1 protein-coding gene is annotated in these 1,287 nt (G+C 48.6%); it reads left to right on the top strand.

The features are described from left to right. Positions 1 to 126 precede the first annotated feature (126 nt). The coding region (locus tag NW863_RS13075) for an argonaute PAZ domain-containing protein (protein ID WP_414366883.1) at positions 127 to 1,287 on the top strand (1,161 nt) is incomplete at its 3' end.

Here is a 1,287-nt window from a genome sequence, read left to right as displayed (position 1 = left end):
TGGCAAGTGGTGGGCATGAGCGGCCACTTTGAAGCCGAGGCGTTTAGCTATGACCTGGCCCCACCGGAGCTGTTTCGTCCTTGAGCTGGGGATCTTGAACGAGGAGCTAGGGCTTATCCTGGAAAGATGACGAAGAATCCACCAATGAGCCTGCTTCACCAGAACCAGTCAGTTGAAGTTATACTCAATCGCTTCTTTGTTAAGGAGCTAGCTCAGGAAGACCTCACCTTTTATGAGTACGCCTGTAGGCCAAACCCACTTCCGGAGCCAGGAGAAGAGCAGAAAGCTATTGCTAAGGTTTGCAATCGGCTGGGTGTAATAGCCGTTCGTTTGGGGAGTCGCATTATCACACGGGAAAGAGTCTCGCCCAGCCAGCTCAAAACACCAGAATGGGAGTTAGAAGAGTGTGGGCTTAGGGTTCTAACCTGTGCCAATCCTCAAGAAAGAAGCGCCCTCGAAAGCTTTGAGCGCAAGGGGATAGAGTCGCGCCTTAGATCTCTGTACACCAAAACTGCAGTTGAATCGATAGGAGGAGGCCTGCTCTGGTGGATCACTGCTCAGGAAGGGGTAGAACTTTCCGGGGATGGCTGGGAAATCCACAGAGCAAGAAGAATAGATGTTGCTGTTGAACCAGATGGAAAGCTTTACTTAGAAGTCGATATTCATCACCGCCTCTACACGCCGTGGACTTTGCATGAATGGCTGGAAAACTATCCAGATATCCCAATCAAGTGGGTTCGGAATACATATGGTAAACGCGAGACTTGGGAATATCTGGGTATTTTTTCCAATCAGTCGCCGCGAGAGATTCAGTTGCCAGAGCTGAAGATTAGTCTGGCGGAGTATCATTTGCAGAAGTACAATGCACCTAGAGAGGACGTGGAAAGCTCTTGGGTAGTCGAAGTAGCTTCAAAGCAAAGGTGTTTTCCCCATCTGTCTCGGAGGCTATCGCCTGTTTTGACCTTGGAAACGCTAGCCAGTCTAGAAGACAACAAAGGTTTTGGTAGCAAAGTTATCGACCGTGTTATCAAGCATGTCAGAAAAAGCTTGAAGGAACGATTGCAAGAGTCTGAAAAGACTGTAAAGACTATCATAGAGAATGTCTACAACCTTCCCAAGGTGGAAATTGAACCCCTGAAGGCCCAGGGTTACATCTTGCCCAAGCCAAAGCTATTGGGATCGGATCGTAGGCAAGTTCAAAATCCTGCTCGAGTTAGGTATCACGGATGTGCAAAAGTAGGCGAGACTAAGTTTGGATGCCTAAACCTCTATGACAACAGGCAAGAG

The sequence above is a fragment of the Synechococcus sp. B60.1 genome (genome assembly GCF_047462555.1).
Lineage (GTDB): Bacteria > Cyanobacteriota > Cyanobacteriia > Thermostichales > Thermostichaceae > Thermostichus.
This window is presented reverse-complemented; position numbering and strand designations above follow the sequence as displayed.